The 19,764-nt window shown below is 62.6% G+C and carries 20 protein-coding genes; 14 read left to right on the top strand and 6 right to left on the bottom strand.

The genetic code is table 11. The features are described from left to right. Positions 1 to 2 precede the first annotated feature (2 nt). The 3 genes from D9R08_RS19380 to D9R08_RS07255 all read right to left on the bottom strand — a co-directional run bounded on the left by D9R08_RS19380 (position 3) and on the right by D9R08_RS07255 (position 2,915). Positions 3 to 845, bottom strand: a complete 843-nt coding sequence (locus D9R08_RS19380) for a hypothetical protein (RefSeq protein WP_121897380.1) — start codon at positions 843 to 845, stop codon at positions 3 to 5. 252 nt (positions 846 to 1,097) lie between these two features. Next, on the bottom strand, positions 1,098 to 1,703 hold the full coding sequence (gene leuD, locus D9R08_RS07260; RefSeq protein ID WP_121897379.1) for a 3-isopropylmalate dehydratase small subunit: 606 nt from the start codon (positions 1,701 to 1,703) through the stop codon (positions 1,098 to 1,100). A gap of 378 nt (positions 1,704 to 2,081) precedes the next feature. Continuing rightward, positions 2,082 to 2,915: a DUF4198 domain-containing protein gene (locus D9R08_RS07255; RefSeq protein WP_233557332.1), complete on the bottom strand. Its 834-nt coding sequence runs from the start codon at positions 2,913 to 2,915 to the stop codon at positions 2,082 to 2,084. A gap of 22 nt (positions 2,916 to 2,937) precedes the next feature. On the opposite strand from D9R08_RS07255, the gene D9R08_RS07250 reads away from it, so the two are divergent. Together D9R08_RS07250 and D9R08_RS07245 are read left to right on the top strand one after the other, a co-directional pair. Next, positions 2,938 to 4,029 carry a HupE/UreJ family protein gene (locus D9R08_RS07250; RefSeq protein WP_233557330.1) on the top strand — a complete coding sequence of 364 codons (1,092 nt, stop codon included), beginning with the start codon at positions 2,938 to 2,940 and terminating at the stop codon, positions 4,027 to 4,029. Between the two features lie 27 nt (positions 4,030 to 4,056). Continuing rightward, positions 4,057 to 5,289: an MFS transporter gene (locus tag D9R08_RS07245; protein ID WP_121897377.1), complete on the top strand. Its 1,233-nt coding sequence runs from the start codon at positions 4,057 to 4,059 to the stop codon at positions 5,287 to 5,289. Between the two features lie 34 nt (positions 5,290 to 5,323). Here the strand turns inward: D9R08_RS07245 and leuC are convergent, their stop codons facing one another. After that, positions 5,324 to 6,730 (bottom strand): 3-isopropylmalate dehydratase large subunit, encoded by a 1,407-nt coding sequence (gene leuC, locus D9R08_RS07240; RefSeq protein ID WP_121897376.1) that lies wholly within the window; start codon positions 6,728 to 6,730, stop codon positions 5,324 to 5,326. A gap of 247 nt (positions 6,731 to 6,977) precedes the next feature. On the opposite strand from leuC, the gene D9R08_RS07235 reads away from it, so the two are divergent. After that, positions 6,978 to 8,369: a mechanosensitive ion channel family protein gene (locus D9R08_RS07235; RefSeq protein WP_121897375.1), complete on the top strand. Its 1,392-nt coding sequence runs from the start codon at positions 6,978 to 6,980 to the stop codon at positions 8,367 to 8,369. A gap of 67 nt (positions 8,370 to 8,436) precedes the next feature. Next, the gene (locus D9R08_RS07230; protein ID WP_121897374.1) at positions 8,437 to 8,985 is read left to right on the top strand and encodes an NADPH-dependent FMN reductase; all 549 of its coding nucleotides are present in this window, start codon (positions 8,437 to 8,439) and stop codon (positions 8,983 to 8,985) included. A 31-nt stretch (positions 8,986 to 9,016) separates the two neighbouring features. Here D9R08_RS07230 and D9R08_RS07225 read toward each other — a convergent pair whose 3' ends face one another. Next, on the bottom strand, positions 9,017 to 10,072 hold the full coding sequence (locus D9R08_RS07225) for an NAD(P)/FAD-dependent oxidoreductase (RefSeq protein WP_121897373.1): 1,056 nt from the start codon (positions 10,070 to 10,072) through the stop codon (positions 9,017 to 9,019). A 58-nt stretch (positions 10,073 to 10,130) separates the two neighbouring features. Here D9R08_RS07225 and mnmD point away from each other — a divergent pair, with 58 nt between their 5' ends. After that, complete coding sequence (gene mnmD / locus D9R08_RS07220) at positions 10,131 to 10,799, top strand: tRNA (5-methylaminomethyl-2-thiouridine)(34)-methyltransferase MnmD (protein WP_121897372.1); 669 nt, start codon at positions 10,131 to 10,133, stop codon at positions 10,797 to 10,799. Continuing rightward, positions 10,796 to 11,665, top strand: a complete 870-nt coding sequence (locus tag D9R08_RS07215; RefSeq protein ID WP_121897371.1) for a DMT family transporter — start codon at positions 10,796 to 10,798, stop codon at positions 11,663 to 11,665. The genes mnmD and D9R08_RS07215 overlap by 4 nt, the downstream gene beginning before the upstream one ends. Here D9R08_RS07215 and D9R08_RS07210 read toward each other — a convergent pair. Continuing rightward, positions 11,652 to 13,586 carry a lytic transglycosylase domain-containing protein gene (locus D9R08_RS07210; protein ID WP_121897370.1) on the bottom strand — a complete coding sequence of 645 codons (1,935 nt, stop codon included), beginning with the start codon at positions 13,584 to 13,586 and terminating at the stop codon, positions 11,652 to 11,654. The genes D9R08_RS07215 and D9R08_RS07210 overlap by 14 nt on opposite strands. 140 nt (positions 13,587 to 13,726) lie before the next feature. On the opposite strand from D9R08_RS07210, the gene dapA reads away from it, so the two are divergent. From dapA to arfB, 8 genes are all read left to right on the top strand, one after another. Continuing rightward, positions 13,727 to 14,608 (top strand): 4-hydroxy-tetrahydrodipicolinate synthase, encoded by an 882-nt coding sequence (gene dapA / locus D9R08_RS07205; protein WP_121897369.1) that lies wholly within the window; start codon positions 13,727 to 13,729, stop codon positions 14,606 to 14,608. Continuing rightward, the gene (locus D9R08_RS07200) at positions 14,601 to 15,083 is read left to right on the top strand and encodes an SAM-dependent methyltransferase (protein WP_121897368.1); all 483 of its coding nucleotides are present in this window, start codon (positions 14,601 to 14,603) and stop codon (positions 15,081 to 15,083) included. Before dapA ends, D9R08_RS07200 begins: the two co-directional genes overlap by 8 nt. A gap of 19 nt (positions 15,084 to 15,102) precedes the next feature. Then, positions 15,103 to 15,576 (top strand): SsrA-binding protein SmpB, encoded by a 474-nt coding sequence (smpB, locus tag D9R08_RS07195; RefSeq protein WP_121897367.1) that lies wholly within the window; start codon positions 15,103 to 15,105, stop codon positions 15,574 to 15,576. 78 nt (positions 15,577 to 15,654) lie between these two features. After that, positions 15,655 to 16,506, top strand: a complete 852-nt coding sequence (sseA, locus tag D9R08_RS07190; RefSeq protein ID WP_121897366.1) for a 3-mercaptopyruvate sulfurtransferase — start codon at positions 15,655 to 15,657, stop codon at positions 16,504 to 16,506. After that, a complete protein-coding gene (locus D9R08_RS07185) occupies positions 16,503 to 17,072 on the top strand; it encodes a GNAT family N-acetyltransferase (protein WP_121897365.1) in 570 nt (189 codons plus the stop codon). Before sseA ends, D9R08_RS07185 begins: the two co-directional genes overlap by 4 nt. Before the next feature lie 10 nt (positions 17,073 to 17,082). Next, entirely contained in the window at positions 17,083 to 18,267 is a 1,185-nt protein-coding gene (locus tag D9R08_RS07180; RefSeq protein WP_121897364.1) for an amino acid aminotransferase, read from the top strand. Positions 18,268 to 18,415: 148 nt separating this feature from the next. After that, positions 18,416 to 19,039 (top strand): queuosine precursor transporter, encoded by a 624-nt coding sequence (locus D9R08_RS07175; RefSeq protein ID WP_121897666.1) that lies wholly within the window; start codon positions 18,416 to 18,418, stop codon positions 19,037 to 19,039. Positions 19,040 to 19,335: 296 nt separating this feature from the next. Further along, positions 19,336 to 19,752: an alternative ribosome rescue aminoacyl-tRNA hydrolase ArfB gene (gene arfB, locus D9R08_RS07170; protein WP_121897363.1), complete on the top strand. Its 417-nt coding sequence runs from the start codon at positions 19,336 to 19,338 to the stop codon at positions 19,750 to 19,752. Positions 19,753 to 19,764: the final 12 nt, after the last annotated feature.

Genomic DNA, 19,764 nt, shown 5'->3' with positions numbered 1-19,764 from the left:
GATCAGGCAGGCGTGAACCTGTCTTCCGGCTCGAAACCGGCGATAAGGCGTTTGCGTCTTGCGGTGATCATGTCGGCCACGCGGGCCATGGCCATCCCGCGCATGAATACCGTTATCGGGAAGAACATCCATAGCGCGACTATCCAGACCATGGTGTGTTGCGATGTCACCAGCGATGTTTCGAGATGCGTGGAGCTGATCCGCAAGATAACCGGCATGAAGTAAGGCAGCAGGAAACCTAACAAAATGTTAATGCGCGAGTCGCGCATAAGGCGGGTGACCACATCGCCGCCGGTCGTCGGATCGAATGTGGGCAGATTGACCCAGACATTGAAGGCCGATTGCCGGTTTGGCCATTGTTGAAGGCGCACCAGGATCGCGAAAATCGAGAGGGTCAGAAGCCCGATCAGTGCCGACAGGCCGGCCATTATCTGAAGCTGCAGGACTGATTGAATGTCGGTATCGGGCGGGAGCTGCGTCACAAACAGGCTGAGCGGGCTGAATGGAAAATCCATGGCTTTGCCGATGACCAGACCGGTGGCATTCACAACCAGCGACATGGTCGACGCACTGTCCGCGGAGCTGACCACCACGCTCAGCAGAAACAGGGTGACGAAAAGCGAAATCACGCGAACCCGGTTATAGGGCGGCGCATCGCGAAACTCGATCAGGCCGGGATAGGTCGAGGCGTATTCGGAAAAGGTAAAGATCCCGGCAAAGAGGCCGATCAGCGTGACGATCTGGGTCGTCTCCAGGCTCGTGCCCGGTATCAGCAGGGATGGTGTGGAAATGACGACCAATACGATGACCGCCCGAACCACAGCGCCTGCAAGCTGTGAGATCACTGCCTTTTACCTTCGACCTGGACTGAACCTGTTCGTGCAGGTCCTTTTTTTCATGTGTTCACCCCAATCTGTCTTTGGGGCGCCTCAATGAGTACAATCTTGCGCACATTCAGATCGTGAAGCAAGCTTCTGATTCCATGAGTGGAATCGAAATGGCGCTTTTGATCTCAGGGGTGTCTCCCGATTGCATCACCTGCAATCGGGGTTAGACACCGATCTCGGATCGCCCGCTAGATGTGGTATGGGCGGCGGTCAGACCCAGGGGCGTTCGGCGCGTACGCGTTGTTCGAAGCTGGCGATCGCGTCGGATTTTTCCATTGTCAGGCCGATATCGTCGAGACCGTCCAGAAGGCAATGCTTCTTGTGCGCGTCCACCTCGAACGCAAACACTTCCCCATCCGATGAGGTGACCGTTTGCGCTTCGAGATCGACGATCATCCTGGCGTTGGATCCCTTTTCGGCGTCTTTCATCAGGACATCCACCTGCTCTTGTGGAAGCGCTATGGGCAAGATGCCGTTCTTGAAGCAGTTGTTGAAGAAGATGTCGGCGAAGCTGGGTGCGATCACGCAGCGGATGCCGAAATCCAGTAGCGCCCAGGGCGCGTGTTCGCGTGAGGAGCCGCAGCCGAAATTGTCACCCGCAACGAGGATCTGAGCGTCCCGATAGGCGGGCTTGTTCAGGACGAAATCGGGGATTTCGTTGCCGTCATCGTCGTAGCGCATCTCGTCGAACAGGTTCACCCCAAGGCCAGATCGCTTGATCGTTTTCAGGAACTGCTTGGGAATGATCATGTCGGTGTCGATATTGATCAGGGGCATGGGGGCGGCGATGCCGGTCAGCTTGGTGAATTTTTCCATGGGGCGCTCCGAACGGGCTTAGCGTATGAAGCCGCTTTGTTTAATATATTGGTCCAGGAAACAACCCTCTGGCGGGGTGCGGTTCTTGTTCCATTTGCGAATTTGGTCGCTGAACAGATGCCGTCCCGGGTTTCCTCGGTGATGTAGAGCTGGACCCCTCCCTTGGGTCTGCAGAACAGATCGGTCAGCCACAACCTTACCTTGTTGGCGTTTGCAGGGAAGGATTGCCGCGACAGGCTGTGTATGCGGGTCAGTGGTCTGGGACACCGCAATCGATGGAAGGGCGTGTTGGACCAAGGCACGAGGCATGCAGGTTAGACGGGTTGGGACGCTTTGCAACAATCGGCTCTACCCCCTCGCACTACCAAGGCGCGAAGGCTACGGAACGGCGAAGGTCATGTTCGCCCAGTGCGTGGCCCAGATCGCGTCGCCGTCCGCCTCGGGCTCCAGGGGTTCGAGGAAGACGGCATCTGCCATGTAGGTCACACCGGGCTGGACCGGAACCATCACCACCCCACTGGCGTCTGTCCTGTGATAGGTGATCGTCACCTCGTCGGCCGCATCCCGGGCAAAAAGCTCCACCTGGTAGCCGGCCTGAGACGCGCCGTCATACCATAGTTGAAGGGGCATGCCGCCGCTGACGTCATCGGTGTAGGGGTTGGCCAGGGCCACGAGCTCGGCCCTGAGGCCCACACGACTGTCCGCACCGACACCGTCGCCCACGGCAACCATGGACTTTGCGTAGCGGATGTAGACCTCGCGAACATTCTCCTGGCTGAGACCACGGGTCTCATGCATGGCAGTGACATCGCCCAGATCCTTGTGCTCGGCAAAAGCAAGGAACCGCTCCCACTCGGACCATGTCAGGCGGTTTTCGGTGGTTTGATGGACGATAACGGCCAGCCCGTCGGGCAGGTCACCCATGGACAGCGCAGGAATATCTCCAAAGCGCCCCTCCACCGGCCGGATGTCGCCGCCCGCGAGCACGTCGAAGCGCACGAAATTGCGCGGCAGATAGGATATGGGCCCTCCTGAAAACGCCTGCCCCACCCTGAGATTCGCCGCGAGAGTTTCGCCTGGCGCGACCGCGTACTCCTCGGCGTCGATCCAGAATTCATGTGCCCCGGCCTTGCCTGCCACGAGAAACAGGGCGAGTGTCGCCAAAGCCAGCCAGTTCGCCATCGGGTATCCTTCCATGTCTCCATTCACCATGTTGCGCGTTGTTCTTGTGTCAATGGCGCTTGTGATCACGACATGGCCAGCGGCAGCGCATGAGATCCGCCCGACGATCGGCGATATCTCCGTCACCCAGACAAACGCGACACTCAGTCTGCGCCTGGCATTGGAGGCGCTTGTGGCCGATATCGATCTGGGCGCGGTGAACGACACCAACGATGCGCCCGAAGCCGCCCTTTACGATCGGCTGCGCGCGATGGCGCCTGCGGATCTGGAGGCTGCGTTCCGCGCGGCGTGGCCCCGGATCTCCGATGGCTTCATCATCGAACTGAACGGGACGCGGCTGACCCCTGAAATCGTCAGCGTCGACATTCCCGAAACGGGCGATACCGACCTGCCCCGGGACAGTTTCCTGACCATCGCGGCGGATCTGCCTCCGGGGGACGCCGGCGTCCGGGTTGGTCTTTCGCCCGCGCTTGGCACCTTCATACCTCGCCAGGTGGGTGGAGGAGAGGATGCCTATGAAGGTTTTCTTGACGGCGGAGAGCTGACGCCTGCTCTGCCTCGTGCCGAGGTCCTGACCGAAGGCGCCGGAGCCGTCTTCCTGCGCTACATCGTGGCCGGGTTTGACCACATTATTCCGAAGGGGCTCGATCATATCCTGTTCGTGCTGGGACTGTTCTTCTTTTCGATGCATATACGCCCGCTGCTGTTTCAGGTCACCGCCTTCACGCTGGCCCATACGATTACGCTGGCCCTCGCCTCCACCGGTGTGGTCAGCGTTCCCGCCAGCGTCGTGGAACCGCTGATTGCGGCCTCGATCGTTTATGTCGGCATCGAAAACACGCTTGGGCGCGGCAACATGCGGGCCAGAACCGCGTTAGTCTTTGCCTTCGGTCTTCTGCATGGGCTTGGATTTGCCAGCGTATTGGGGGATTTCGGCATCGCGACAGAGCGGTTTGGCTGGGCCCTCGCCGGGTTCAATATCGGGGTCGAGCTGGGGCAGCTTGCAGTGATCGCCGGTGCGTTTCTGACTGTCGGGCTATGGTTCGGAAAGAAGGAGTTCTACCGGCCGCTCATCGCGGTTCCGGCATCGCTCGCGATTGCTGCAGTCGGGGCCTATTGGGTTGTGGAACGCACATTGCTCTGATGCGCAGACAGGCGTAAGGGCGATCTCATGCGCCGCTTTCTCATCGACAATCGCCGTTGGCTGGCAACCGGGCTGCTGCTGACTTTCGGCTCCTCCTTCGGTCAAACCTGGTTCATCTCGCTTTTCGCGGGCGAGATCCGTGCGGAATATGGTTTAAGCGATGGGCAATGGGGCGCGCTCTACACGCTCGCAACGCTCGGTTCGGCAGCATTGCTGCTCAGTCGGGGATCGTTGGCAGATACGGTCCCGTTTTCGCGCCTGGTGCCGTTGGTCGCGGGCATGTTCGCGATTGCGGCGCTGGCGATGGCGTTCGGTACGTCGATCTGGGCTCTGGGCATCGCCGTGTTTCTGCTGCGGTTCTGCGGTCAGGGCATGTTCAGCCATGTGGCGGCTACCGCCATGGGCCGTTGGTTCGTCGCCACGCGTGGCAAGGCGGTCGCGATCAAGGGCCTGGGCTACCCTATAGGCGAAATGGTGCTGCCGATTCTGGTCGTGATTCTGATCGGTGCGATCGGTTGGCGCGCCACATGGGGTGTCACGGCGGCATTCATCGGTCTGGTAATCCTGCCAGTGCTGATGCTGCTGCTTGCGCAGGACCGCGTTCCAAGCGGGCAGACAGAAGCCGTCGGCAGCACCGGGCTGGCCGGCCGCCACTGGCGCCGGGGAGAGGTGTTGCGACACTGGCTTTTCCCCGCACTGATTCCGCTGATGCTGACACCTGGTTTCATCGGTACCGTGGTGTTCTTTCATCAGGTCCATATCGCCGAAATCAAGGGCTGGTCGCTGGTGCAGATGGCCCCGGCCTATCCAGTGTTCGCCACCGTCACCGTGGTCACGTCGCTGATCGCCGGATGGGCGGCCGACCGGTTCGGCGCGGACAGGTTCCTGCCTGTCGTGCTGCTGCCCATGGGCCTGTCCATGTTTCTGATCGGCCCGGCCGAAACACCCGCCCACTGGATGCTGACACTTGCGGTTCTGGCTCTTACCCAGGGCGTGGTCGGAACGCTTTGGGGGGCGCTGCTGCCGATGGTTTACGGCACCAATCATCTTGGGGCGGTACGGTCCATGGTGATTGCGCTGATGGTCTTTTCCACCGCGATCGGGCCGGGGATCACCGGTGCGCTTATCGATTGGGGCGTTCCGTTTCCCGATCAGGGTTTTGCCATGGGGATCTGGTGCCTGCTGCTGGCCGGGGCGATGGGTCTCGTTCTGCGTCGATTGACGGCGGAGCGGCGGTCGATCCCGGTGCAGACGCTCTAGCGCAATCCGCAGCCGGGAAAAGACAGCCGGGCCGCTACATCATCTCGCGCACATCCGTCAGCCGCCCGGTCACCGCCGCAGCTGCGGCCATGGCGGGGCTCATCAGATGGGTGCGCCCGCCGCGGCCCTGGCGGCCTTCGAAGTTGCGGTTGGACGTTGCCGCGCAGCGTTCGCCCGGGGACAGCTGGTCCGGGTTCATCGCAAGACACATGGAGCAACCCGCAAGGCGCCACTCGAACCCGGCAGCCTTGAAGATATCCGCCAGCCCCTCCTCCTCGGCCTGGGCGCGGACGAGGCCGGAGCCGGGGACGACCATGGCGCGCAGGCCGTCCTTGATCTTCTTGCCTTTCAGGATTGCGGCGGCGGCGCGAAGATCCTCGATCCGCCCATTGGTGCAGGAGCCGATGAAGACCGTGTCGATTTCGATCTCGGAAAGCGGTGTGCCCGGTGTGAGACCCATGTAGTCGAGCGACCGCTTCGCCGCTTCGACCTTGCCGCCCTTGAAGTCTTCGGGCGAGGGCACCGCCCCTGTGATCGGCAGAACGTCTTCGGGCGAGGTGCCCCAGGTGACGACCGGCGCGATGTCCTCACCCCGAATCGTCACCACCTTGTCCCAATGCGCATCATCGTCGGAGTAGAGCGTCTTCCACCAGGCGAGTGCTGCCTCCCATTGCGCGCCTTTCGGGGCGTGGGGGCGGCCCATGACGTATTCGAACGTGGTCTCGTCCGGCGCGATCAGGCCCGCGCGGGCTCCGCCTTCAATGGCCATGTTGCAGACCGTCATGCGACCTTCCATCGACAGATCGCGGATCGCTTCGCCGCAATACTCGATCACATAGCCGGTGCCGCCGGCGGTGCCGGTTTCACCGATAACGCTGAGCGTGATGTCCTTTGCCGTCACACCGGGGCGCAGTTTGCCGGTGATCTCCACCTTCATGTTCTTGCCCTTGCGCTGGATCAGGGTCTGGGTGGCCAGCACGTGTTCCACCTCGGAGGTGCCAATCCCGTGGGCGAGCGCCCCGAAAGCGCCGTGGGTCGCGGTATGGCTGTCGCCGCAGACCACTGTCATGCCCGGCAAGGTCCAGCCCTGTTCCGGCCCGACGATATGGACGATGCCCTGACGGATGTCGCTCACCGGATAATAGTGGATGCCGAAATCACGCGCGTTCTTGTCAAGCGCCTCGACCTGGATCCGGCTTTCTTCGTTCATGCCGCCGCTCAAACGGTCCGCCGTGGTCGGCACGTTGTGATCCGGTACCGCAATGGTCTTATCGGGAGCGTGAACCTTGCGGCCCGCCATGCGCAAACCTTCGAAGGCCTGCGGGCTGGTGACCTCATGCACCAGATGGCGGTCGATATAGAGAAGGCAGGTCCCGTCCTCGGCCTCATGGGCCAGATGGGCATCCCAGATTTTGTCATAAAGCGTCTTGGGGGCGGTCATGTCGTGCGGTCCTCGGGGCTGAGGGGAAGCGGAAAGGCGGAAAAGGGGCGTCAAATGAAGATGAGATGTGCCCGTATCGCACCGCGCTGCCCAAAGAACCGCCAGGGCAGGCGTGCGTGGTCATCCATGTCGAAAACCCGTGTCATGACAGGCCAGATACACCTGGGCGCGGGCACTCGCAAGTCTTGCGCCTTGCCGGAGCCAGTAGAGGCGATAGAGTGGTCTGAGCCCGCAGGAAAGGACCGGAATGGAGCCCGCAGACCAGAACGATCCCAGAGCCGCGGTAGAGGCTTCGCCGGAACCGCCCGATTTGGGGGCTGAAGAGGCTCTTAATCAGGCCCTGGAACTGGGCCAGGAACTGTTCGAGCAGGGCACAACTCTCTTCGACAGCCTGCTGCGGCCGTGGAACTTTTATCAGCTCTGCATAGCGGCAGGACTGGTTCTGATCGCGATCTTGCTGCGTCGGCTTCTGGGTCCGCGCATCCGCGCCTGGATGGCCTCCCGCGAGGGGTGGCCGAAATGGCGGATGCGGGTACTGGTGGTGGTCCACCGCCGTCTGATGCCGATCTTCTTCGTTATCCTGATCTGGCTGGCGGTCTGGATCATGCGGGAGGCCACTTGGCCGAGCCGAAGTTACCTGCTCGGGATCATCGCCGAACTCGCGACCGCGTGGCTGTTCGTGGTTTTCGTCACCCGCCTGATCCGCTCACCTGTGATGCGGACGCTGGTCCGGTACGGTGCGTGGATCTACGTGACGCTGGCGATCCTGAATGCCCGCGACGAAGCGGCGCAGATTCTCGACAGTGTCGGGTTCCAATTGGGCGATGTCCGTCTGTCGCTCCTGCTGGTCGTGCAGGGGATCGTGATCCTAGCGGCACTTGTGACCGGCGCACGGTTCATCTCGGGCACGACGGCGGCACGCGTACAGGCGAACGAGGATATCTCGCCGTCGATGCGTGTTCTGGTCGTCAAGGCCGTTCAGGTCTTGCTCTACGGGGCGGCGTTCTTCATCGGGCTGCGCGCGATCGGCGTCGATCTGACCGGGCTTGCGGTTCTGTCGGGCGCCATCGGCGTGGGCCTTGGTTTCGGTCTGCAGAAGGTGGTTTCCAACCTCGTTTCCGGAGTCATCATCCTGCTCGACAAGTCGATCAAGCCGGGCGATGTGATCAGTCTTGGCGACACCTTCGGCTGGATCAACACGCTTGGCGCCCGCTATGCCAGTGTGGTAACGCGCGACGGTCGCGAATACCTGATCCCGAACGAGGACCTGATCACCAATCAAGTGGTCAACTGGTCCCATTCCAACGAATTCGTCCGCCTCGATATCTATTTTGGCACGGCCTATCACGATGATCCGCACAGCGTCCGCGAGATCGCGATCGAAGCCGCCAAGGGCGTGGACAGGGTTTTGGGCTTCCGCCCGCCGGTTTGCCATATCGTGGGCTTCGGCGACAGCAGCGTCGATTACATCCTGCGATTCTGGATCCGCGATCCGACCGGCGGGCTGACCAATATTCGCGGCAATGTCTATCTGGCCCTTTGGGATGCATTTCGGGAACACGGCATCTCGATTCCGTTCCCGCAGCGCGAGGTCAAGGTGCTCGAAGGATCGAGGCTGGAAACCCGGCAGGCCGACTGAGCATTGCCATGAACGCAAACCGCCATATCTCTGGCCGGATCGAGTGTTTGGAACAAAAGGGGCCGGGATGGCATCGGGCAAGTTACTGGGAATTTCAGGGTCGCTGCGGGCGGCGTCATTCAATCGCAAACTGATGCATGAGGCGGCACGGATATTCGACCCGGCGGAGTTCGTGGTGGGCGATCTGCGCCTGCCCCTCTACGATGGCGATCTGGAGGAGGCGGAGGGCATACCCGCCGAGGTTCAGAAACTTGCCGATCAGATCGCGGCGGCGGATGCGGTCGTCATCTCCGCGCCGGAATACAACAAAGGTGTTTCCGGTGTGTTGAAGAACGCGCTCGATTGGGTGAGCCGGACCAAGGGTGCCCCGTGGCGTGACAAGCCGTTGGCAATCATGTCGGCGGCCGCGGGCCGCGCGGGTGGAGAGCGGGTGCAGTTTGCGCTGCGGCTGTGCCTTGTGGCGTTTCGCCCGAACCTGCTTCAGGGGCCCGAACTGATGGTCGGGCAGGCCGGCGAACAGTTCGATGGCGACAGGCTCATCAACGAGCTCAACCTGAAGGCGCTGAACGAGTTGATGGCGGAGCTTCGCCTGGCCGCGGGGCTGCCGCGGACCTGATCCTTGCCCTCGCGGGGGGTAATCGCCGAGATCACTCCTGCTGGGGCCGCTCCTTCGGGAGGCTGGCCGCCGCGCGGAAACTGTCCGGAATCCGGTCTCGCCCGTCCAGCACAAGATCGGCCATGATCTCGCCGATTACCGGTGCCATGCCGAATCCGATCTTGAAGCCGCCATTGGCGATGAACTCCCCCGGTCTTGTCGGGTGATCTCCGAGCATCGGGGCGCGGGACCGGGCCCGCGGCCGCAGCCCGGCCCACCGGTCGAGGACATCCGCCCTGACCAGAGCCGGGCACAAGGCACGCGCCTTTTCGATCAGCGCATCAAGCCGCGCATCCGTGCCGACCGGATCTGTGTATTCCCGCTCGGAAGTGGAGCCGATCGCGGTCGTCCCGTCGCCGTGCGGGATGATGTGAAGACCATCCGCGAAAAGCTGCGGCAGGGTGCGTCCGTCGAAATCCAGCAACGCGGCCTGCCCCTTGACGCCATTACCCACATCCGCGCCGAGAAGGCCGGATATCTCCTCCAGTCCCGCGACGCCCGTGGCCCAGACCTGACGGCCCGTCGCAGCCCCGCCCTTGCCGATCTCGACACCCAGATTGGCCAGCGCCCGTGTCAGTGCCGTGATGGCCCTACGCGGATGGAGCCGGGCGCTGAGCGTATCCCGGATGAGATGGCCGGTGGGCGAGGTGGCATAGGGGACATAACCGTCTTGCGGAACGATATCCCATGTGAACCGCCCCTGCCAAAGCTCCCTCGCCGTCTCGGTGCGAGCCTCTGCAAGGGCAAGTGCCGCCTCGTCCGGGATCGGCTGCAACCGGCCTGACCGCGCGTAGCCGGGGTCGGTTCCGGCAAGCCCCGCAACCTCCGCCCACATTGCTTCGGCCATCACCAGACTGTCGAACTGGAGCTGTTTCTTGTCGTTCCAGTTTTCCGGCACATGCGGGGCAAGCGCGCCGACCAGCCCGCCGCTGGCCCCTGCACCCGGGCCGTTGGGGTCGATCACCTGGACGGAGGCGCCCCGCCGCGCGCAGGCCCATGCCACGGTGAGCCCGAAGATACCCGCCCCGTGGACTGTCACATCCGTCATTGCCAATCCCTTGAGGCTTGCCCAAAGTCCGGGCGATTTCCTCGTTCTAGGGCAGGCTATGGCAGAGAGCCAGATAGAAGCGGTTGACTGGCAAGACGGCGATTTGCCCGTCTCCACGCTGTTCGACGATCCGTACTACTCACTGGAGGACGGGCTGGCGGAAACCCGCCATGTCTTTCTGTCGGGCAATGACCTGCCGGCCCGGTTCGCTCCCGGGTTCAGGGTCGCGGAGTTGGGGTTTGGCACCGGTCTGAACTTCCTGACGACGCTGGACGCGTTCCGGCGCGCCGGTGTCGGCGGCCTCCTTCACTTCACCAGTTTCGAAGCCTACCCGATGCCGCTGGAGCAGATGAAAAAGGCGTTGTCGCGATTTCCCGGCCTGCCTATGGGTGTCTTTTCAGGACCAGATCGCGAGCAGCCCGAACGGGTCAATGGCACGGATTTCGAGCTGCGCGTGATCCACGGGGATGCGCGCCAGACGCTGCATCTCTGGCAGGGCCGCGCGGATGCATGGTTTCTGGATGGATTTTCGCCCGCGAAGAACCCGGAATTGTGGGAACCGGGCCTGATAGCCGAGGTTGCGCGCCATACCGCAACAGGCGGGAGTTTCGCGACCTACACCGCAGCCGGCCATGTGCGCCGCACTTTGGGCGACGCCGGGTTCGAGGTCGTGCGCGTTCCGGGTTTCGGGCGCAAGCGGCACATGACCACAGGGCGTCTTCGATGACCGAGCAGAACACGCGCCTTGGCATCTGGCTGATGATTGCAACCACATTCGTTTTCGCCATGCAGGACGGGATCAGCCGGCATCTGGCGGCGGAATACAACGTACTGATGGTGGTAATGATACGCTATTGGTTCTTCGCAGCTTTTGTCATCACCATTGCCGCGCGGCAAGCGGGCGGCCTGCGGCGGGCCGCGACAACGAAGCAGCCGGTCTTGCAGGCGTTTCGGGGTGTCCTCCTATCGCTGGAGATCTGCGTGATGGTGGGCGCATTCGTGCTGCTTGGCCTTGTGGAAAGCCATGCGGTTTTTGCCTGCTACCCGCTGCTTATCGCGGCACTGTCAGGCCCTATTCTGGGTGAAAAGGTCGGCTGGCGCAGATGGGCCGCGATCGCAGTGGGATTCCTGGGCGTCCTGATCATCCTGCAACCGGGTGTTCGCGTGTTCGAAGTAGAGGCATTGGTCCCGCTGGCCGCCGCCTTGATGTTTGCGCTCTACGGCTTGCTGACACGCTACGCGGCACGCAAGGACAGCACCGCCACCAGCTTTTTCTGGACCGGCACGATGGGCGCGGTCGTGATGACGGCGATCGGCAGCTGGTATTGGGAGCCCATGAGCCCGCCGGACTGGGGCTGGATGGCTGCTCTTTGTGTAAGTGGCGCATTTGGTCACTGGCTGCTGATCAAGGTCTACGAGGTGTCCGAGGCAAGCGCGGTGCAGCCTTTCGCCTATCTGCAACTGGTCTTTGCCTCTGCGCTTGGGCTGATCGTTTTCGACGAGACACTGCGCAGCAATGTGGTGATCGGGGCGGGGCTGGTGGTTGCCGCCGGTCTTTTCACGCTGTGGCGCGCACGCGCTACCGCATCTTGAGCCGTTCGGTCAGAGCTGGCGGCGCCAGTTCTCCGGTCAGTTGCGCATCGTAGATCGCAAGGCTCTCGGTCACGCGCATGATGTAATTGCGTGTTTCGGTGAACGGGATCGCCTCGATCCAATCGATCACGTCGACACTCTCGCTGCGGGGGTCGCCGAACCGCTCGATCCAGGTGCGCGCACGGCTTGGTCCCGCGTTGTAAGCCGCCGCCAGCAGAACCGGATTCGATCCGAACTCCTCGGCCAGATAGGCCAGATATCCGGATCCGAGAACGGCGTTATAGGCCGGGTCGCTCAGAAGCCGTGCTTCGCTGAACTCGATTCCCAGACGACCGGCCTGACCCCGGCCGGTGCCGGGCATCACCTGCATCAGCCCGACCGCGCCGGCGGAACTGATCACGTCTGGGTCGAACTCCGATTCCCGCCGCGCAATCGACAGGTTGAGACTGGCGGGAGAGGGAAGTTGGGCCTGGGCCAGATCGGTCACGGGATAATAGGCGCGCATGATCTCGTATCCCTGTTGCGCGGCGCGTTTGGCGATCATCAAGGCGATATGCGGATCGCCAAGATCGAAGGCCAGATCCGCCAGTTGCCCGGCTTCCTGCCGGCTCAGGCTTTCGGTCAGATGGGTCATGAAACGTTCGGCAAGTCCGGTCTGGCCAGCCTCGTAAAGCACAAGCGCCGCCCTCAGGACGGACGAGCCCATGAAAGAGGCGGTCCGCCAGTCGCCAAACATCTCGTTTCCCAGAAAATGCGGGTCCGTCGGCAGCCCGCCGCGTTCGGCGGCAAGCTGGCCGTAGAAACTCGACTGAAACTGCGCGCCCAGTGCATACGCTTCGGCGGCCTCATCGGCATTGCCCGCGGCTTCATGGGCGCGGCCCAGCCAATACCCCGCCCGCCCGACGCTGATAGGGCTGAACACCACATTTCGGAAATTGGTGAAATGGGTGATCGCTTGGTCGGCATTGCCCATCCGCAACGCCGCATATCCCGAGATCCATTCCAGATCCGAATAGTTGAGATAGTCATCATCGGGGTCGATGAAATGACTGGAGGCCAGGGCATAGGCGCGTGCGAACTCACCCTCGCGCAACACATCGCGCGCCAGCGATGCGCGCCGGCTGCCCCAGACAGAGGGCCTGCCAAGCGCTTCGGCCGACGTGCTGGTGGCAAGCATCAGATCCGACGCGGTATCCCAAAAGCCCGAGCGCACCCGCCAGAGGAACCGCTCATAAGCCAGCCCCGGATCGGATTGCAGAGCGTCGGGCACCGCCTCTATCAGCGTATCGACGCCGGGGCGACGCTCTCTCAGCGCCACACGGGCCTCGGCCAGCGCCCGCCAGTTCTCGGGCACGAAGTTCTCCATTTGCCGCGCGCGGTCCTGTTCCCCCTGCCAGAGAAGATTGTCGAGCCGCGCGATGTGATGGTCGGCCAGAACCGGGCCGTACTCCGCCAGCATCGTTTCGAACTGACTGGTGGTCAGCGTCATCGTGGTCCAGGCGCGGATGATCTCAGCATGGGCGGCGTCGGCATCGCCGCGGGCTCTCAGCGCCTCGGCCAGACGCAGGCTGCCGGTGCCGGTTTCCGGAGGCTGTGGCGCGAAGTAAGCGATCACCGTAGCGGGCTCTGCCCCCTCCGGAATGTTCCGCTCCCCACGGGCGCGCAGAAAGGGCAGGCCCGGCCAGTCGGGATTGCGTTCCAGAAAATCCACATATTCCGCAAAGCTTCCCTGGCGAGCACGAAGCTGCGCCCAGGTGACGACATCGCGGCCGATATCATCTTCGATCTGACTTCTGGCTTGTGCCGCAAGCTCGAAATCCTGCGCGCCGATGGCCGCAAGCGCAATGCCGATCGCGTCGGAACTGGCGGTCGCGGAAAGTGGGCTCAGGGCGAGCATAGCTGAAAGCAAAATGGCGCGCATGAAGATCTCCGGGCACAGGTTTCTAAAGGATAGGCGCCGCCGGTCGTCATGCAACACACGAACTTGGCAATTCCGGCCGGCGGAGATAGGGTCCGCGCGATTTCGCCGATCCCGGCCAACTACAGATAAGGAAGCGTGTGATGTTCAAAGGCTCGATGCCCGCACTGGTCACGCCGTTTGCAAACGGCGCGGTGGATTTCGACACGCTGAAGAAACTCGTCGACTGGCATGTCGCCGAAGGCAGCAGTGGCATCGTTCCCGTGGGCACGACCGGTGAAAGCCCGACCCTGAGTCATGACGAGCACGAGCAGGTGATTGCCTGCGTGGTCGAGGCGGCCCGTGGCCGCGTGCCGGTGATTGCCGGGGCCGGATCGAACAACACGGTGGAGGCAATCCGCTTTGTCGAGCACGCCCGCGATGTGGGTGCGGCTGCTGCTCTGGTCGTGACGCCTTATTATAACAAGCCCACTCAGCGCGGTTTGATCGCGCATTACACCGAGCTGAACGCGGTCGGCATCCCGATCCTTATCTACAACATCCCGCCCCGGTCGGTCATCGACATGACGCCCGCGACTATGGGTGAACTTGCGAAACTGCCCAATATCATCGGCGTGAAGGACGCCACCGGAGACATCACCCGCGTATCCAGACAGCGCGCCACCTGTGGTGCGGACTTCATCCAGCTGTCGGGCGAAGACGCTTCGGCGCTCGGGTTCAACGCGCATGGCGGGGTCGGCTGTATCTCTGTCACGGCCAATGTGGCGCCCCGGCTTTGCGCTGAGTTTCAGGCGGCGATGCTTGCGGGCGATTACGCCAAGGCGCTCGACTATCAGGACCGCCTGATGCCGCTTCACGAGGCGATTTTCATCGAGCCGGGGCTGGTAGGTGCCAAGTATGCGCTATCGGTTCTGGGCCGCTGTTCCGAAGAGGTCCGTTTGCCGCTGACGGTTCTGGAAGACCGCACGAAATCCGCGATCCACGATGCGATGCGCCATGCCGGGCTGATCGACCAGCATGGCTGAGCGGCGCGAGGGCGAGATTGCGCTGCCCTTCGATCCGGCTGAACGGGCCGAAGCGGGGCTTTGCTTCATCGGCCGGATCCGTTCTCCTTGGGTGAAAGGCACCGCGCCCAAGAACATCGGCGCTGCGCGCGATATCGAGCACACCTCAAGCCTTGAACTGGACCCGGTCTATGCCCCCGCGTTGGCGGGGCTGTCCGTTGGTCAGGCCGTGCAGGTGCTTTACTGGGTCGATCGCGGGGAGCGCGAGTTGATCGTGCAAAGCCCGGCCCATGCGGAGGGCCCCCGCGGCACCTTCTCCCTGCGCTCGCCGGTGCGCCCGAACCCGATCGCGCTGGCCACCGTGGTGATCACCGGGATCGAGGGTGCGACCGTCGGAATCGACGCCATTGATGCCTATGACGGAACGCCCTTGCTGGACATAAAACCCTGGATCGCTTCGGTCGATGTGCGGCCGGGCTGGCGCGGCGACGGTTAAGCACCTATATCCCGCCCCCATGGCACAGACGAAATCAGACCCGAACTACAAGGTGATCGCCGAGAACCGGCGCGCGCGCTACGACTATGCCATCGAGGAGGATCTAGAAGTCGGAATCGTCCTGCAGGGGTCCGAGGTCAAATCGCTGCGCGCGGGCGGATCCAACATCGCAGAAAGCTACGCCACCGTCGATCAGGGAGAGTTGTGGTTGGTCAACAGCTACATCGCGCCGTATCTGCAGGCCAAGACCTTCGGCCACGAAGAGCGGCGCAGGCGCAAGCTTCTGTGCAGCCGCAAGGAATTGTCCAAACTGTGGAATGCCACGCAGCGCGCGGGAATGACGCTGGTGCCGCTGGTGATGTATTTCAACCATCGCGGTCTGGTGAAGATGAAGATCGGTATCGCCAAGGGCAAGAAAAACCACGACAAACGCGCAACCGAGGCCAAGCGCGACTGGCAGCGGCAGAAGGCGCGTCTGCTGCGCGAGGGCTAGCCAGGCCTCTTGCCAGCGCAGGGCCATATGCGTAGGGCTATGTGCCAGAGACGAAATCCCGAGAGCGAGGCTTGGTCCATGTCCGCAGATGACCCGAAAACCCTGGTCTCCACCGACTGGTTGGCGGCGCATCTGAACGACCCGGACCTGCGGGTGATCGACGCTTCCTACTATCTGAGCGATATGGGCAGGGATGCGCGCGCCGAGTATGAGGCGGCCCATATTCCCGGTGCCCGGTTCTTCGACATAGACGAGATCAGCGATCATCGCAGCAAGCTGCCGCACATGGCGCCTCCGGTGGAGAAGTTCATGTCCCGCATGCGGGCGATGGGGATAGGGGACGGGCATCAGGTGGTTGTCTATGACGGTCTGGGTCTGTTTTCGGCGGCCCGGGTCTGGTGGCTGTTCCGGCTGATGGGCAAGACCGACATCGCGGTTCTGGATGGCGGCTTTCCGAAATGGCAGGCCGAAGGGCGCGAGACCGAGGACATGCCGCCGGTTCTGCGCGACAGGCACATCACCGTGCAGCGTCAGGCCCATCTGGTAAAGGACGTCACGCAGGTTGCTTCCGCCTCCAAACTGGGGGACTGGCAGATCGTCGATGCCCGCTCTCCGTCCCGGTTCCGGGGTGAAGAGCCCGAGGCGCGCCCCGGCTTGCGCGCGGGCCATATCCCAGGCGCGATGAATGTGCATTACGCGACGCTTCTCAACCCCGATGGCACGATGAAATCCGGCGATGCGTTGCGCTCGGCCTTCGAAAGCGCGGGCGTGGATCTGGAAAAGCGGGTGATCACCACATGCGGATCGGGCGTGACAGCGGCGATCCTGATGCTTGGCCTGGAACGTCTCGGCCACCGCGATGCGGCGCTGTATGACGGGTCTTGGGCGGAGTGGGGCCAGTTCGAACAGTTGAAGGTGGCCACCGGATGACCCTGATCCCCGCGGGGACGGAGGTGTCCTTCATCACCACTTATCTGGAAATGCGGGCCAGGCCGGACTTCGATGTGCCAGCCCTGCCGGACGACACGCGTCTGGAACAAGCCCTGCGCCCGCCGGTCTGGTTCTTTCTGGCGGTGTATGACGCCGTTGGGCGGGATTATGAGTGGCGCGACCGGTTTCAGCAGGAAATCGACGACCCCGATGCGCTTCGGGCTTTTGTCGAGAGCCCGGCTATCGAGATGTGGGTCGCCTATCGCCATGGCTGGCCGCAAGGCTTCTTCATACTGGACTGGACTGAGCCGGGCGAATGCGATCTGGCCTATTTCGGCATGGTGCCCGAGGCCGTGGGCCATGGTCTCGGCGGCACGTTGCTGAAGGCCGCGATTGCAAAGGCATGGGCGCGGGAGGGCGTGAAGATGATGAGTGTGAATACCTGCGAACTGGATCATCCCCGCGCGCTCGCGCTTTACCAGAAACATGGGTTTGTACCGGTTAATACCGAGAAACGGACGCGCGTGTTGTACCGAGACCGTGATCCCTCGCGTCTCCCCGCATAAGGCCAGATCCATGTTCGACGCCGTCAGCCTTCCCGAAACCGACCAGATTCTGCGTCTGATGGCGATTTATGCCGGCGATGACAGGCCGCTGAAAGTCGATCTTGGCGTCGGCGTCTACCGCAGCCCGGATGGGCGCACACCGGTCATGGCGGCCGTGAAACAGGCCGAGCAGCGGATCTGGCAGAACCAGAACACCAAGAGCTATGTTGGTCTGGCCGGGGACCCGGCCTTTCACGGCGCGATGCGGAGCCTTGTGCTGGGCGATGCCGTCCCTGTCGGGCGGGTTGCGGCGGCGGCGGCGCCGGGGGGCACCGGCGCGATACGGCAGATCCTTGAGATGACCAAGAGGCTTACGCCCGACGCGGCGGTCTGGCTCAGCGACCCGACCTGGCCGAACCATTCCTCCATTGCCCGCTATCTGGGCCTGACCATTCGCACCTATCGGTATTACGACGCGGAAACCGGCGGTCTCGACCGCGCCGGGATGATGGCCGACCTGTCCGCCGCGGCACCGGGCGATCTGGTTCTGTTGCATGCATGTTGCCACAATCCGACGGGGGTGGAACTGAGCTTGCAGGATTGGCAAGCTATCGGCGCGACGTTGGAAACAACCGGCGCGATTCCTTTCATCGATATGGCCTATCAGGGCTTTGGCAACAGTCTGGAAGAGGACGCCGCAGGCACGCGCCTGCTGGCGGGAATGTTGCCTGAAACCCTGATCGCGGCCAGCTGCTCTAAGAATTTCGGCCTTTATCGCGACCGGGTTGGGATCGCCATTGCGGTGACCTCCGGCGAGACAGCGCAGGGCGCAGCGCAGGCAATGCTCGCTTACTTCAACCGGCAGAATTACTCTTTTCCGCCGGACCACGGCGCGCGCGTGGTGGAGACGATTCTGGGCGACCCGATCCTGACCGATATCTGGCGAACGGAACTGCGCGGAATGCGCGAGGGCATGAATGCCACGCGCGCGGCTTTTGCCGAAGCACTGCGCGTCGAAACAGGCTCGGACAGGTTCGGGTTTCTGGGCAGTCACCGGGGCATGTTCTCACTGATCGGCGCGACGCCGGAGCAGGTGGACAGACTGCGTGAGGAGCATGCGATTTATGTCGTGAGAGACGGCCGGATGAACGTCGCTGGCCTGACACCCGATGCGATCCCGCATGTGGCGAGAGCCATGGCGGAGGTGCTGATCTAACCTCATACCCCGGTTGCGCCGGCCAACGGACCGCTGCCCCGCCACGGCCCGCAACTCCGCTCTTGCCTCAGATGGCGAACGGGTCTATCCCGCGCCATCGCCCGGCCCGGGCCAAGTCTCCGACCACCTTGTCAAAACGGAACCCAATATGACACGTACTCACTTGCCTGGCATTCTTGCCATGGCGGCGATTGTCGTCGCCTCAAACATCCTTGTCCAATTCCTCTTCGGCCAATGGCTCACATGGGGCGCGTTCACCTACCCGCTGGCCTTTCTCGTCACCGATGTCATGAACCGCGTCTACGGTGTTGCCGCTGCGCGCCGCGTTGTTTTCGTGGGATTTCTGGTTGGTGTCGGCTGTTCGCTGATCGGCACGCAGATCATGGGCGAATTCGGCCCGTTGGTCACGCTCCGTATCGCGATCGGCTCGGGCGTGGCGTTTCTAACCGCGCAGCTTCTGGACGTGGCGATTTTCGACAGAATGCGTGGCGGCGTCTGGTGGAAGGCGCCGATCGTCTCAACCATCATCGGGTCTTCGGTCGATACCGCGCTGTTCTTCACCATCGCCTTTTCAGCCTCGCTCAGCTTCATCGAACCCAGCAATGACGTAAGCTGGGCCGGTGAGATCCTTCCGCTTCTGGGCTTCGGACCCGCGGTTCCGCTTTGGGTCTCTCTGGCGGTCGCGGACTGGGGCGTGAAGCTGTCTCTGGCAATCCTGGCGCTGGTCCCTTTCAGGATCCTCACGAAACGGTTATTGGCACATGTCGCATAAAACCTTTTGACATCCACAAAATCTGTGGCAGCATCACCTCAACCGCAACAAATCGAAAGGAGGTGATCCAGTGTCTAGAGAGGTATTGGAGAATGGCGTCGGGACAACTTGGGGGGTGCGCCTTTAGGCAATCCTATGGGGCGAAGCCCATCCCAGGTGAGCCGCTGGTTCTGACCGCGCCCACCTCCTGATTTCTCGAAAGGGTCGTCCATTGGGCGACCCTTTTTAGTTGGAGCCGGGGCGGTCACATCCTGTACACAGCCCCACACAGATATCCGTGCTAGCGAGATCCGCCCATGCCGCTCATCATCACCGACCAGATCACCATTGAAGACTGGGAAATGACCGAGCATTTCGTCCGCGCGTCCGGCCCGGGCGGTCAGAATGTAAACAAGGTCTCCACAGCAGTCGAATTGCGGTTCGAGGCGGAACGTTCGCCCAACCTGCCAGAAGCGGTGAAGCGGCGGCTGCGACGACTGGCGGGGTCGCGCTGGACCAAGGACGGGGCGGTCGTGATCTTCGTACAGGAGACGCGGGCCCAGTCGCGCAACCGGGAGATCGCGCGGACCCGACTGGCGGATCTTGTGCGCAAGGCGACGGTCGTGCCGAAACGCCGCCGCCCGACAAAGCCGACGCGCGGGTCGGTGGAGCGGCGGCTGAAAGCCAAGAAGGTCCGGGGTGAGATCAAGGCGAAACGGGGCAGGGTGGACTGAGATGCCCGTGGC

It is taken from the genome of Rhodophyticola porphyridii, assembly GCF_003688285.1.
In the GTDB taxonomy this organism is placed as follows: Bacteria; Pseudomonadota; Alphaproteobacteria; order Rhodobacterales; family Rhodobacteraceae; genus Rhodophyticola; species Rhodophyticola porphyridii.
Note: the sequence above shows the minus strand (reverse complement) of the source record. Positions and strands in the feature narration are given on the sequence as shown.